This is a genomic window from Streptomyces odontotermitis, from assembly GCF_050510915.1.
Lineage (GTDB): Bacteria > Actinomycetota > Actinomycetes > Streptomycetales > Streptomycetaceae > Streptomyces.
The window spans coordinates 207,820-221,075 of the sequence record NZ_JBNJLS010000014.1; the positions used below are offsets into that span (position 1 = coordinate 207,820).

Here is a 13,256-nt window from a genome sequence, read left to right on the forward strand (position 1 = left end):
ACTCCAGCGACCGCGAGGGCGCGGTGTCAGGAGCGGCGACAGTGCGGTGACGGCGTGGTGTCAGGACGACTGGCGAAAGTGAAGGCATCAACAGGGCCTCGGACGGCCCGCCGATGCGAAGGAGCACACCATGTCGACCACCGCCGCCACCTCCACCGCCGCCCTCACCACCCTGACCACCCTGACCACCGAGGACAAGAACACCCTGCGGACCGCCGCATACGGCGCCGTCTCCCTGCTGGCGGCTGCTGACGCGACGGGCTCGCCGCACAAGGTGGCCACGCACGGCACCCTCGCCCTGAACGCGGCGACGGGCCCGATCGGCCACGTCCTTGCGGAGAAGTCGAAGATCAAGGGCCTGTACGGGAAGTCCACGGCCGACCTCGCCGACCACGTCCTGCCCGCTCTGACGGCGGCGATGGCCCTGCTCAGCGAGCAGGTCCCGGCGGAGGCGGCGAACTTCCGCAGCATTGTTACCGTTGCCGTGGACGCTGCGACGCAGGCCCGCAAGGGCGCGCCCAGCCCTGCCGTGGCCGCGATGATCCGCAAGATCAACGGAGCGCTCGACGTCGCCTGATGCGATGCGGGATCGCTCAGCCGGGGGTGCGCCCGGCCCTCCGGGGCCGGGCGCACCCTTCTCTGTGAGCCGTGCCCCTTTCCCCGCGACAGCCGGGGAAAGAGGACCGACGGCACCGTGCCGCACACGCCTGGCGTCCGGTGCGCGAACGCTTCTGCGGGGCCGACACAAGAAGGGGGAGGGGGCCACGAAAGGCGTGGCCCTTGAAAGGGGAGGTCCGTGACAACGGACGAGGAACTGCTGGCGCGCTCGGGAACCGACGCGTCGGCCTTCGAACCACTCGTGGAGCGCCACTCCAGGCCGCTGCACGGCTACTTCTCGCGCCGCGCGCCCGGCGCGGCGGACGACCTGCTCGCCGAGGCGTGGCTGCGGGCCTACGCGAGCCGCGGCACCTACGACGCGGCCCGCGGGTCGGTCCGGGCCTGGCTGTTCGGCGTGGCCCGCAACGTGCTGGCCGCGCACTGGCGCGGCCAGGAACGGCCCGCGGCCGCCGCCGCGCTCGCCGCGGAGACGAGCAGCGACCCCTGGCACGCCGTCGACCGGAGGCTGGACGCGGCGGCAGTCGCACCGCTGATGCGCCAGACCCTGGCCGAGCTGCCGGCCGTGGAGCGGGAACTCCTGCTCCTGATCGCATGGGAACAGCTCAGCCCCACCGAGGCCGCGGCCGTTGTCGGCGTTCCCGCGGGCACGGCCAGGTCCCGGCTGCACCGGGCGCGCACCCGGCTGCGCACGGCGCTCGGCCCCTCCACCCCGCTCTACCTGACAGGAGACCTCGCATGACCGGGCGGCAGGACATGGACGACAGGGACCTCCTCGACTTCCCCGGCGCCGGGCGGTTGAAGGCCGCGGGCAAGGTCGCACCGCCCTCGGCGGACGCCGTCGCCGCGGCGCTGGCCGCGGTGCGGTCGGCGGCCCGCCAGGCGGAAGAGACGGAGAACGGCAACGGCAACGGCAACGGCCCGGCAGTCGAGCTCGACTGGGAGCCGGGCCCCGCGGTCGTCCCGGTGCGGACGTGGCGGCGGCGCCTCCCCGCGCTGGTCTCGGCGGCGGCGGTCGCGGCGATCGCGCTGGGCGTCGCGGTCCAGCCGTGGACGGACTTCGGGGCAGAGCGGACTTCTCCGGCGGCGCAGCCGACGGAAACGGCGCCGTACTGGAAGGCGCAGATGCTCGAGTGGATGCGGAGCAGCGGCAAGGCCCAGCAGCCGGAGGGGACGCGCAAGACCGTCTGGCTGAGCCGGAACGGCACACGCGAGCAGGGCGCCAACGGCCTGGTCCTGGACTACCCCCGGGAGGTCAAGGGCGGGATGTCCTACGTGATCTGCGGCAACTCGGTCCTGTGGGACGACCTCAGGAAACTGCCCACCGACCCGGCGGCGCTGCGGGCCCGGCTCGTCGGAAAGGCCACCGGGGACGACGCCGAGGAGGGCCTCTACGACGGCATCGAGGAGCTGCTCACCCAGTCGCCCGCCGAACCGCGGCTGCGGGCCGCGCTGTTCAAGGTCCTCACCGGGATCCCCGGGGTGCAGGTGGGGGAGCGGGTCGAGGACAGCACCGGACGCTCCGGCACGGCCGTCGAGCTGGACGCCGGTACCTGGCACCGGCGGCTGATCATCGACACCGGGACGTACCACGTGCTGGAGTCCGTGGACACGGCGCGCAACGACGGCCTGTCCTGGGGAAAGCAGAAGCTCCGGGCCGGCGACCCCATCCGGCGCATCACGTACCTCTCCGTCGGGCCCGCGCAGAAGGCACCGGAGCCGTCCGAGCGGCCCTGACACCCGTCGTACGCCGACACGGCCGCGCCCTGCCCGGGCTGAGCGGAGCCCGGGCAGGGCGCTGGGACGGGGCGCGGCGAGATCAGTTCATGTATCCCAACTGGAAGGCCAGGAGGGTGAGTTGGGTCCGATTGGCGGCACCGGTCTTGCCACGCAGGCGACGCAGGTACGTGTCGACGGTGTGCGGGCTGATCTTCAACTGGCGGGCGATGGACCAGTAGGTGTCACCGCCGGCGAGGAGGGTGAGGACCTGCTGTTCGCGGTGGGTGAGAGCGGGCGGGGAGGCAACCGTTTCGGTCATGACGGACTCCAGGGCGAACGGGGAGGGAGGGCGGTGCGAGGCAAGGCGGAACAAGGCTGGGCGGAACAAGGCTGGGCAAGGCGGGCCCGGGCGGGAGATCAGCCGCCCCAGGAGCTGTCGTTGCAGGGCCCGCTCGGGGGGCAGACCGAGGTGTGCCCGTCGTCGCTCGCGGCCACCTGCGCGGCCGGCGCGGAGCGCACCGACGACGTCGCGGGGAGCGCACCCGCGGCGTGCGCGACGGCCGGGGTGCCGGTCACGAGGATCGCGGTGAACAGCGCGGATGCCGACAGGCGGCGACGCAACGACGGGCGATTCATGGCAGCTTCTCCTGTTCGTCGTCCGGATTCCCAAGTTGCCGGGAATCCGTCGTGTTCGGACGAGGAACAGACTGTGCCGGTGCCTATCCTGACCGCGAGAGTCCGGGCACCTCACCAAAGTGCCTGACAGCAAAGCGACAGGGGAACAGAAATGGGCAAATGCGGACAGGAGGGGGCTTCGGGGTCCGCAGCCGGGGACATAGAGGGGGTTCCCCCGGACGAGGCGCAGCCAGAAGCAGCCGCAGAGGCGGAGGCGGAGGCGGAGGCGTTAGCGGAGCACGACGCCGACCCCCTCGTCTACTCCTGGGTACTCGAACACCGCACCGCCGACCCTGACGCCCTCGCCGCAGGCACCGCCATCCCCCGCGACGTGGCCGAGCGCAGCGTCGCCCGCCTGCACGCCGCCGGACTGCTCCAGGCCGACCCCGATGACGAAGGCACCGTCTTCGCCGTCGCACCCGAGACCGCATCGGCCCGCAGAGCGGCCCCACTGGAAGCCCGCATACGCGAGGAACAACGCGAACTCGCAGCCATACAAGCCGAGTTGGACCGCTTCCTGCCCTACTACCACCTGCGCCACACCTCCTCCGCGGCCCTCGACGTACTGGCCAACGTCCAAGAAGTACGAGCCGCGCTCAACAGGGCATCCGCCCGCTGCAAGACCGAGATGCTCACCAGCCAGCCCGGCGGCGGCTCCCGAGTCCCCGAAGCAATGCAGGAGGCGCTCGGCCGCGACCGCGCCATGCTCGAACGCGGCATCAGCATCCGCACCCTCTACCACCACACCGCCCGCTTCAACGGCCCCAGCCAGGCATACGTCGCCGCCGCATCCGCACTCGGCGCGCAGTACCGCACCTGCCACGTCCTGTTCGGACGGCTCATCGTCTTCGACCGCGAACTCGCCTTCATCCCAGTACCGGACGACTCCTGGGGCGCGGTCGCCATCCGCGAACCCGCGACCGTCTCCTACCTCTGCCAGATCTTCGAGCAGGCATGGGAACAGGCCAAACCGTTCGCGGACGCCGCCAGCCAGGGCCTCGAAGAAGTCGCCAACGAGATCCACGAGACGATCCTCCGGCTGCTCGCGGCGGGCCTCAAGGACGAGGCGATCGCCCGGCGCCTCGGCATGTCACTGCGCACCGCACGCCGGCACATCGCCGACATCATGGAGGAACTGGACGCCACCAGCCGCTTCCAGGCCGGGGCCGCGGCCGCCGCCCGCGGCCTGCTGGACCGCGATTCCCCCACCCCCGCATAACCCCGTACGGGCAGGCGCCGGTACCGGATTCTCGTGACTGTCGGGCCCCCGCGGCGTACGGCATGGTGGTGGCGACAGACATGCCCTCCACACGGCGCCCGGTCGGAGCCCCTCCATGCGTCACCTGCAAGAACTCGCTGCCTTCCTCTCCGTCCACCTCGGTCGGCGCCCCGGCATCATGTGGGCGGAAGAGGACCACCCCGCCTATCAGGACACGGTGACCGCCGCCGACCTCGACGCCCTCGCCGACGGAATCACCCGCCTCACCGGGCACACAGCGCAGTGCGTACGCCCCGACGACATCTCCCGCACCGCCGAGGGCACAGCCTGCACACACACCCTGGTCCACCAGACGGCAGGCGCCGGCAACTGGCAGCTGCAGGCCACCCCCGACGCCCCACCCGCCCTGCGCTGCCGCCTCCTCCCCGGCGAAGTCCTCTACATCCCGCCGGGCCACACCTTCAGCGCCGAACTCACCGCGCGCGCACGGTACTTGCTCACGTACCTCGACGAGCAGTCCTGACCGAGACCCACACCGCCACCACCACCGTCCCGGCGATCCGGTCCATGGCCGCCGGTACCGAAATTACGTGACTATTCCCCCTCGCTCCGGTCCGGCAAAGTTATTCCTGCGAACGAGAGAACGGCCCGAAAGAAAGGCCCAACTCTCCGGACGTACAACAGACTTCGGGAATCCCGAAAGGGGATACCCGACAACCGGAAAGAGGTAATTGAGATGGCGAAGGTTCTGCGTGCCCTCGGTGCGAAGTCCAAGGTCGGCGGCCGTTACATCCACTTCGACGCGTCGGCTGTCCCGCAGCCCCGCATGGGCGGCCGTTACATCCACTTCGACGCCGCCTGATCCAGCCCAGCTTCCCGGCTGAATTCAGCGCAACACTGCACGACTGCACAACTGCACGACACCGCACAACACCCCAACACCAAAACAGAAAGAGGTAATTGAGATGGCGAAGGTTCTGCGTGCCCTGGGTGCCAAGTCCAAGGTCGGCGGCCGTTACATCCACTTCGACGCGTCGGCTGTCCCGCAGCCCCGCATGGGCGGCCGTTACATCCACTTCGACGCCGCCTGATCAGACCGGTCGACAGGCGGGCCCGGAACGGCCCTTGCTCCAAGGGCCGTTCCGGCCCCCCGGACACCGCACCACACCACAACAAAGGGTGATGACAGTGACGATGGCCGAGGCGCTCACAACACCGGCCGGTACGGAAATCCCCGGCCCCCGCGGCCGGCCATGGGTGGGCAACGTGCCCGACTACGAGAAGAACCGCATCCGCTTCCTGCAGGAAAACCACGAGCGATACGGCGACTTCTTCCGCTTCGACGCGGCATCAGTGGTCGTCCGAGACCCGGACGCCATCCACGACTGTCACATCCGCACCAACACAGACTTCGTCTCCGAAGAGGCGATCATTTCCGACGCCCCGCTCTCCAACGCCCAAGCGGGCCCCTGGATGCAGGCACGCCGCCCGGCCTGGAAAGCAATGCGCCCCAAATCCTGCCTGCCTTACGGCGGACAGCTCACCGACGCATTCGCCGCCACCCTCCACAGAACCGACGGGCAATTCTTCGACCCCCAACGGGTCTTCACCGACTACACCAGCGCCGCACTCACACGCATCTGCCTCGGCGAGGAAAACCCCCGCGTCGTCGGCGCCGTCGAACAACGCTTCCAGGCATTCATGATCCTGATGAACCGCTCATGGCAGCGCCCCCGCTGGCTCCCCGACCCCGCCCTGCGCCGCGCCCAGGAGGCGGACCGCGAACTCAACGCCCTGCTGCGCGAACGACTGGAGCGCACCACCGGACCGGGCACCGACCTGGCCTCGATGCTCATGGACGCCGACCTCGGCATGAAGACCGCCGCAGGCTTCCTGAAGGGCACCCTCCTCGCGGGCTACGGCGTCCCCGCGATCTCACTCGCCTGGATCGCACACGCCCTGGCCGGCGACTCGGATCTCGCCGAGCGAGTCTCCGCCGAGGCCCGCGCGGAACCCGACCTCACTGCGGCATACGGTGCGGGCCGCCTGCCACTGGCCGAAGCACTGGTCAAGGAAATGCTGCGGCTCTACCCGCCGACCTGGCTCATGGGCCGCCGTGTCTACCGCGACACCGAACTGCGCGGCCGACGCCTGAAGCCGGGCGAGACCGTCCTGTTCAGCCCCTACCTGGTCCAACGTGACCCGCGCTGGTGGGGCGAGCAGGCCGACACCCTCGACCCCGACCGATGGCTCGCCGACACAAGCGGCGGCGCCCGCCACCGCCACGCGTACATCCCCTTCAGTGGCGGCACCCGGGTCTGCATCGGCAGCGCCCTCGGCAACACCCTGCTCGTCCTGTGCACCGCACACCTGGCCGCCCACCACCACGTCGAACCGGATCCCTCGGCGACCGTGCACCCCCACTTCGGCACCATGCTCACCCCGCGCGGCCTGCGCCTGCGCTGCCGCCCCCGCCACACCACCTGAGCCCAAGCAGCCCAAGCAGCCCAAGCAGACCGAGCAGACCGAGCAGCCCGAGTAGACCGAGCAGGCCGACCAGCCCGAGCAGACCGAAAAGAGCTACCGGTGATCGACAACGAAGAGACCTACGGCACGCGCTGGGCCCACACCTACGACACCATGATCGCCGAGACCATCGGCGACACCGCGGCGAACCAGGCCGCCGACGCCCTCGCCACCATCGCCCGCACCACCGGCGCCACCGAACCCACCGCACTCGAACTCGGCGTCGGCACCGGCAGAGTGGCCGTCCCCCTCGCCGAGCGCGGCATCCGCGTCCACGGCGTCGACCTCGAACCCGCCATGCTCGACATCCTCAAGGACAAGGCACAACACCTCGACGGCCAACTCACGCACGCCATCGGCGACATGACCGTGGCCGCCGACCTCACTACCCCGGACGCCACCACCCCATACGACCTGGTCTACTGCGTCTTCAACACCCTCGGCTCCCTGGCGGACGGCAACGCCCAGCGCGCCTGCCTGACAGCCGCCGCCTCCGTACTCGCCGACCACGGCCGCTTCGTCATCGAGATCCCCGTACCGATGCTCGACACGTTCTCGCGATCCGGCCGACGCACCGCCCACCTCGGCCGCCGAGGCGACGGAGTCTGGATGGAGACAGCCCGCCACGACCCCATCAGCCAAACCATCTCCCTCGAATCGATCGTGCTCTCCGAGGAAAAGGGCGTGCAGATCCAGCCGGTTCACTACCGCTACACCTGGCCCAGCGAACTCGACCTGATGGCCGAACTCGCCGGACTCCGCAGGATCTCCCGCCACGGCGGCTGGTCCGAGGAACCATTCACCCCCCGCACCGTCTCCTACGTCGCCCAGTACGAACGGATCCCCAGCTGATGGGCCGCACCTACCGCCTGCTCACAGCCGCCGCCGCGATCACCTCCCTGGGCAACTCCGGGGCCATGGTCGCGGCGGCGTTCGCCGTACTGCACAGCGGCGGAACCGCCACCGACGTAGGACTCGTAGCCGCAGCCCGCACGATCCCCCTCATCGCATTCCTGCTCATAGGCGGCGCAGTCGCCGACCGACTCCCACGCCACCGCGTCATGGCCGCCGCCAACAGCCTCAACTGCTGCTCCCAGGCCACCTTCGCAGCCCTCGTACTCACCGGCACACCGCCCGTCTGGCAGATGGCCCTGCTCGCCGCACTCGGCGGCACCGGACAAGCCTTCTTCGCCCCCGCCGCCGAAGGCATGCTGCTGTCCTGCGTACCGCGCGAACAGGCAGGCCGCGCCTTCGCGTCCTTCCGCATCGGCGTCAACGGCGCCACCATCACCGGCGCCGCACTCGGCGGCGCACTCACCGCCTACGCCGGCCCGGGCTGGGTCCTGGCCACCGACGCAGCAGCCTTCGCCCTAGCCGCAGCGCTCCGCTCCGCCCTCCACACAGACGACATCCCACCCCGCACCCGCCGCAGCAAAACCCTCCTCCAAGACCTCCACGAAGGCTGGCAAGAAGTAGCCGGCCGCCGCTGGCTATGGGTCGTCATCTCCCAATTCGCCATAGTCAACGCCGCGTTCGCCGCCACCCAATCCGTATACGGCCCTCTCGTCGCCCGCGACCACCTCGGCGGCGCAGCCCCCTGGGGCACCGCACTCGCCGCATTCGGAGCAGGCACACTCCTCGGCGCACTGCTCATGACCCGCTGGAAACCCCGCCGCATGCTCCTCATAGGCGGCTGCGGCACCCTCACGGCAGCCCTCCCCCCAGTAGCACTAGCCACCACCCTCCCCCCACCCGCACTCGCCGCCACAATGACCGCCAGCGGCATCGGCGTAGAGATCTTCGCAGTCACCTGGATGACCGCCCTCCACCAGGAGATCCCCACCGACAAACTCTCCCGAGTCTCCTCCTACGACTGGCTCGGCTCGGTCGGCATGGTCCCCATAGCAACAGCCCTGGCAGGCCCCATCCAGAACCTGACCGGCACCCCAACCGCCCTCTGGGGCAGCACAGCCCTCATCACCCTCCTCACCCTGGCAGCCCTGACCGTCCCAGACGTACGCCACCTCACCCGCGCAACGCCACCACCGCGCCCCGCAACGGCTCACACGAACCGGACCGGGCGGGCTCCAGGAACTCGGAAAGCCCCGGAACGAACCGTGCCCGCAAAGATCGCCAGCCGTTCCTGATGTACAGAAGCGAGTCGATCATCAGGGAACCAAGTGCCGGACCACACCCCCGACTTCGGCAAGTCCGGCACCCAGCGCCCCACCACAATGGGTGAGGGAACGAACTGCACACCACGGCAGCCACACTTCTACGCCAAGGGACAAGTGAGGGGCGGGAGTCAGTGGCTGTGCTCCGTGAAGGTGGCTGATGCCGGGGGCCATGGGGCCTCTTTGGAGTGGTGTTGCCGCGGTTTCGCCTTGACGTTCTGTATTCGTATGCATACTCGCTGTTGAGCCACCGCTGGTTCGCGGTGGCCCCTGCTATCTGCAACATGAGTTGCCCCGGCGGTGCTGGAACACCCCGGGGCCCCTCCCACCCCGGTCCGGAGGCCGACGCGAACGCCGAACTCCCGGAAGGGAGGGAGGAGGAGACAGCTCCCGCCGAAACCACCGAACCACCGGCAGACGACACGGGCCGTGGCGCCGCGCTGCTGTCCCGCCTGACCAGACTGGAACCCAAGCTGACGCTCAGCGCCGCTGACACCCTCGCTCTGGCGCCGCTGGCTGCGCGTTGGTTGGAACGTGGTGTGTCCGAAGTGGAAGCCCGCTCGCTGCTGACGGCGGGACTGCCAGCCATGGTGCATAGCGCGAAGGCCCTTCTGGCGAACCGGCTGGTCCGTAAGCTCCCCGAACCCCGTGTCTGCCGTGATGCCGCCGCACCGGCCGCCCCACCGGCGGAGTGTGCCGAATGCCGTGACCCCTTGCCCCGCGGCCAGCAGGACGGCATCTGCAGCTTCTGCGCGGGCGCCAGTGCACCCGCTGTCCAACCCTCATCACCTTCTACGAGGATGTCTGACCATGTCGCCGGCCTACGCGCGATGCTCAGTACTCGGTCACACCCGGCGGCAGCCTCTGTGTGACGGTCGAGACGAGGTGGAGCAAAAGCAGAGGGGAACTGTGTGCAGCTGCTGTGGACTGTCGAACTCGCGGGTGGTTCGTGGTGGCCCGGCGTGTTCTTGTTGCGGTGGGAACGTACGGGCATCGAGGGGATCGCGATGAGTGTCCACCGGGCGAAGCGGCAGAAACCGCGTACGAGGCCGCTCATCCGAATGCTCCGGCCGAGAGCGTGGGTCCGTCGTCGTCTCCACCGTGGTCCAGGGCGAAGTCGGTGTCGGCTGGGTTGGGCAGGCGTTGCCCGCGGCTCTCTGCGACCCGCAGGGCATCACCCAGCGCCTCACTCAACCGTCCTGTCACAAACCGAAGTTGCTCGATGGTGGCTTGGTCATCGTCGAGAAGATCGCGCACATGACCAAGAAGCTCCGTGCCCATACCGAGCTGAATGGCTTCGATGTTGTCAGCGATCCGGGCGAGGTAGCCGGCGCCATCGGTGAGGAGGTAGCACGGCTTTCCGCCGGAAGCTGTCCAGGGGAGCAGCCGTGGTGCGGCGGGGTGGTCCATCATGTGGTCACCTCCACGCCGTGGATGTGGCGGGGTCCGGCATCGATGCCGTGGACGGCCAGCCACAACGCCCGTCGCTGCTGCCGCCGCAGGCGTGCTTCTTCCTGCTGTTCATACGCGGTGAGGTAGGGGCGTACGAGGGGGCTGTCCTCATCGCGCAGAGGTGCTTCGTCTCGTACGTGGACGAGGCGCCCGCAAGTCATGGTCGGGGCAGCGGCGGCGCGGGGCTCTTCGGGGGTGCGATGTCGCCCCGCTGCAGGTAGGAGAAGCTGCAATAGGACCCTGAGAATTCGGGAGATACAGTGCGGCATGTCGACGCTCCTTCGAAGCGTTGGCCACGCCCCGGGGCCGGTCACACGGCCGCCGGGGCCCTTGCCGCCATCTTTGCCCCAGGCTGTGCTCTCTTGGGAGTTGACAGCCGTTGACGGCTACTCTGGAGATCACGGTCAACACCAGGGGGCGTGCATGAACGCCGACTTCGGAGCACGGCTCCGCGAGCTTCTCAAAGAACGCGGAGTAAGCCTGAGAGGCGCCGCCCGCGCTCTCAACTATGACGTGGCTTACCTGTCCCGTGTTGTCAACGGACGACAGCGTTCTTCCCCACAGTTGGCCGCAGCGCTGGATGAACTCCTCAATACTGGCGGGGAGTTGACTGATATCATTCAGCGCCCTGTGCACCCTCGTTCCGACGAACCGTCTGGACCGGCATCGGACATCGCCCATATGAAGGCGAGCGCTGCGTACGTTCTCCAGCATGCCGACCGCCATGGGGGAGACACGGTGGCAATGGCAGCAGTTCAGGTCTGGCGGTGCGCACAGCAGAAACTCGATAATGGAGAAATCCCAGACCAGGAGCAACGCCCTTACCTAGCAGCTGTATCCGAAGCTGCCGAAGTTGCTGGATGGCTCCTCTTCGACTCCGGCCAGCGTGAAACCGCTCGCAGAGCCTTCCTTGAGTCCCACATGCTGGCCCGTCATGCAGGGGATGCTGCGATGCAATGGTTTGCTCTCGACATGCTAGCCATGCTCGACACTGAATGCGGCCGCCCTGGAGAAACTCGCCGCATCGCCGACGAGCTCTTGGCTGAACGTCGGCTTCCCCCACGCGTGGCCCTTATGGCAAGGGTGAGGAGGGGCAGGGCGCTCGCGCAGGTGGGGGATCGCCATCGTGCGATGGCTGATCTGTCTGCGGCCCGTGCGGGCCTAGAGGATTCCCTCAGCCCGCGCGATCCTGCGTGGGCTTGGTGGGTCAACCACTATGAGGTCACTGGTCATGCAGGGCATGTCCTCTTGAGTCTTGAAGACACCAGCGCGGCGATCAATGAATTCCACACTGTACTTGAGCATGCAACACCCCGTGGCGCCATGTTGTACCGAATTGCACTGTTGAGAGGATATGTCAGATCCAAAGCTTGGCGCGAAGCGGAGGAAGAGTTGCACCATATTTCGCCGCTCCTCAAGTCGATCAGCTCGGGAAGAAATCGCCTTCTATTGAGTGAAGCTCTACGAGGTGTTCTCTGTAGTGAAGGTACCCCTAGAGGACTGGGGTTTCTCGCCAAAGAAATTACTGCCGAGATTAGTCAGTCTACGTTTTGACCCGGTCGATTCAACCTCAACTAGTGTGTTGGACAGGGCAGTTGAGGGGCACCATCATTTATCCGGGCAATGCTATACGGGGCATATTTCGTTCTATCTGGATGCGGGAGAGACACTTCTTGTCTCGCAGGCATATCTTTTCTGATATGGTGTCGGTATGAGTCTGGATTATGCGCGGTTGCGGAAGATCGCTGATGATCTCTCGGAGTTCGCTCAGCATCTCGAAGGTTCATGGACGGTGGAGATCGGCGCTGGTGGCCCGGTCATGATGATGATGAGTCCGGTCAATCGGCATGAGAGGATTGCTGGTCGGGTTCGTGACCAGATCAACCAGCAGGTCGGCGTGACGCATCCGGGGTGGATTGCGGAGACCGGACCCGAAGTAGAGGATCCGAGGATTGGCCGTCTGCGCCGGCCTGATGTTTTGGTGTGTGACGAGAGCGCACTCGATTCTGATCGGGATTCCCTTGCTCCGCATGAGGTGCTGGCATGCGTTGAGGTGGTGTCGAAGTCCAACCCGAGCAATGATTACGTCGACAAGATGGCTGACTATCCTGCCATGGGTATCGATCTGTACATGATTGTTGATCCGCGGGATGGCACGATCGCTGTTCACGACGAGCCGTACCACGGTAGGTACCAAAACAGCGAGCCCTACATTTTTGGCGACATTGTTCCTTTCGGTCAGTGGCGGATTGATACTGGAGCATTTCGCAGGTATGGCAAGGATGACGAATGAGGCTTGCCCAGCTGAGGGAGCGAGCTGGCCTAACTCAGGCAGAGGTCGCTATCCGCATGGGCACGGCTCAGCCTAATATCTCGCGTCTAGAGCGCCTTCCAGTTGAAGAAATAAGCCAACGTCAACTCCGCCGTTACCTTGAAGTACTAGGCTCCCAACTGATCCTTGTGGCGCTCGACTCTGCAGGGGAAGAGATCCCTCTCACCACGTAATACGAGGGGCGCTCTTAGGGGCCTTGGTTTCCCGGGGACTCTCGGAGTGCGAGTCCTGCGTCACAGAGTGACGTAGCATCAATTCTGTTGTGTAGTAACGGAATTGATCTGACGGCAGGGCTCTTACGGCATTGCGATGACAGTAACAAAACGCATCTGCTGGCGGAGCCAGGGAAGGGATTGAGTTTTGAGCCTGATTACTGACCTGATGTCATGTCAGTAATCAGTGACGGATCGTCAACGTCCCTATTCCTCCTGCCAGTTGGTGCCGTTCTTGGAGTCCGCGGAGCGGACTCTGGTGCTGGATCGCGGAGCGATTCGGCTTCCGGGCCACGGAGTGGTCCGGTCCGGCGGCGGAGCCGCCGGTGGGG

17 protein-coding genes are annotated in these 13,256 nt (G+C 67.3%); 14 read left to right on the forward strand and 3 right to left on the reverse strand.

The features are described from left to right. Window positions 1-130 precede the first annotated feature (130 nt). The 3 genes from ACQB60_RS31390 (at window position 131) to ACQB60_RS31400 (ending at window position 2,352) form a co-directional block, all read left to right on the forward strand. Window positions 131-577 (forward strand): hypothetical protein, encoded by a 447-nt coding sequence (locus tag ACQB60_RS31390; protein ID WP_496929484.1) that lies wholly within the window; start codon window positions 131-133, stop codon window positions 575-577. 219 nt (window positions 578-796) lie between these two features. Further along, on the forward strand, window positions 797-1,357 hold the full coding sequence (locus ACQB60_RS31395; protein ID WP_496929485.1) for an RNA polymerase sigma factor: 561 nt from the start codon (window positions 797-799) through the stop codon (window positions 1,355-1,357). Next, window positions 1,354-2,352: a hypothetical protein gene (locus ACQB60_RS31400; protein WP_496929486.1), complete on the forward strand. Its 999-nt coding sequence runs from the start codon at window positions 1,354-1,356 to the stop codon at window positions 2,350-2,352. The genes ACQB60_RS31395 and ACQB60_RS31400 overlap by 4 nt, the downstream gene beginning before the upstream one ends. Window positions 2,353-2,434: 82 nt before the next feature. Here ACQB60_RS31400 and ACQB60_RS31405 read toward each other — a convergent pair whose 3' ends face one another. Beyond that, window positions 2,435-2,653: a helix-turn-helix domain-containing protein gene (locus tag ACQB60_RS31405; RefSeq protein ID WP_496929487.1), complete on the reverse strand. Its 219-nt coding sequence runs from the start codon at window positions 2,651-2,653 to the stop codon at window positions 2,435-2,437. 98 nt (window positions 2,654-2,751) lie between these two features. Continuing rightward, the gene (locus tag ACQB60_RS31410; protein ID WP_496929488.1) at window positions 2,752-2,970 is read right to left on the reverse strand and encodes a hypothetical protein; all 219 of its coding nucleotides are present in this window, start codon (window positions 2,968-2,970) and stop codon (window positions 2,752-2,754) included. A 151-nt stretch (window positions 2,971-3,121) separates the two neighbouring features. Here ACQB60_RS31410 and ACQB60_RS31415 point away from each other — a divergent pair, with 151 nt between their 5' ends. The 7 genes from ACQB60_RS31415 (at window position 3,122) to ACQB60_RS31445 (ending at window position 8,901) form a co-directional block, all read left to right on the forward strand. After that, window positions 3,122-4,228 (forward strand): LuxR C-terminal-related transcriptional regulator, encoded by a 1,107-nt coding sequence (locus tag ACQB60_RS31415; protein WP_496929489.1) that lies wholly within the window; start codon window positions 3,122-3,124, stop codon window positions 4,226-4,228. A gap of 115 nt (window positions 4,229-4,343) precedes the next feature. Beyond that, window positions 4,344-4,751, forward strand: coding sequence for a hypothetical protein (locus ACQB60_RS31420; protein ID WP_496929490.1), 408 nt, complete (start codon window positions 4,344-4,346; stop codon window positions 4,749-4,751). A 213-nt stretch (window positions 4,752-4,964) separates the two neighbouring features. Then, on the forward strand, window positions 4,965-5,090 hold the full coding sequence (locus ACQB60_RS31425) for a hypothetical protein (protein ID WP_384847021.1): 126 nt from the start codon (window positions 4,965-4,967) through the stop codon (window positions 5,088-5,090). A gap of 103 nt (window positions 5,091-5,193) precedes the next feature. Then, complete coding sequence (locus ACQB60_RS31430) at window positions 5,194-5,319, forward strand: hypothetical protein (RefSeq protein ID WP_384847021.1); 126 nt, start codon at window positions 5,194-5,196, stop codon at window positions 5,317-5,319. A gap of 91 nt (window positions 5,320-5,410) precedes the next feature. Next, on the forward strand, window positions 5,411-6,715 hold the full coding sequence (locus tag ACQB60_RS31435) for a cytochrome P450 (RefSeq protein ID WP_496929491.1): 1,305 nt from the start codon (window positions 5,411-5,413) through the stop codon (window positions 6,713-6,715). Between the two features lie 99 nt (window positions 6,716-6,814). After that, entirely contained in the window at window positions 6,815-7,606 is a 792-nt protein-coding gene (locus ACQB60_RS31440; protein ID WP_496929492.1) for a class I SAM-dependent DNA methyltransferase, read from the forward strand. Further along, on the forward strand, window positions 7,606-8,901 hold the full coding sequence (locus ACQB60_RS31445; protein WP_496929493.1) for an MFS transporter: 1,296 nt from the start codon (window positions 7,606-7,608) through the stop codon (window positions 8,899-8,901). The genes ACQB60_RS31440 and ACQB60_RS31445 overlap by 1 nt, the downstream gene beginning before the upstream one ends. Window positions 8,902-9,981: 1,080 nt before the next feature. Here ACQB60_RS31445 and ACQB60_RS31450 read toward each other — a convergent pair. Continuing rightward, window positions 9,982-10,341, reverse strand: a complete 360-nt coding sequence (locus ACQB60_RS31450; protein WP_496929494.1) for a hypothetical protein — start codon at window positions 10,339-10,341, stop codon at window positions 9,982-9,984. Window positions 10,342-10,358: 17 nt separating this feature from the next. Here ACQB60_RS31450 and ACQB60_RS31455 point away from each other — a divergent pair, with 17 nt between their 5' ends. The 4 genes from ACQB60_RS31455 to ACQB60_RS31470 all read left to right on the forward strand — a co-directional run bounded on the left by ACQB60_RS31455 (window position 10,359) and on the right by ACQB60_RS31470 (window position 12,885). After that, window positions 10,359-10,601, forward strand: coding sequence for a hypothetical protein (locus ACQB60_RS31455; protein WP_496929495.1), 243 nt, complete (start codon window positions 10,359-10,361; stop codon window positions 10,599-10,601). 202 nt (window positions 10,602-10,803) lie between these two features. Continuing rightward, window positions 10,804-11,934: a helix-turn-helix domain-containing protein gene (locus ACQB60_RS31460; RefSeq protein ID WP_496929496.1), complete on the forward strand. Its 1,131-nt coding sequence runs from the start codon at window positions 10,804-10,806 to the stop codon at window positions 11,932-11,934. Window positions 11,935-12,091: 157 nt separating this feature from the next. Beyond that, window positions 12,092-12,673, forward strand: coding sequence for a Uma2 family endonuclease (locus ACQB60_RS31465; RefSeq protein WP_496929497.1), 582 nt, complete (start codon window positions 12,092-12,094; stop codon window positions 12,671-12,673). Next, window positions 12,670-12,885 carry a helix-turn-helix domain-containing protein gene (locus ACQB60_RS31470; protein ID WP_496929498.1) on the forward strand — a complete coding sequence of 72 codons (216 nt, stop codon included), beginning with the start codon at window positions 12,670-12,672 and terminating at the stop codon, window positions 12,883-12,885. Before ACQB60_RS31465 ends, ACQB60_RS31470 begins: the two co-directional genes overlap by 4 nt. Window positions 12,886-13,256: the final 371 nt, after the last annotated feature.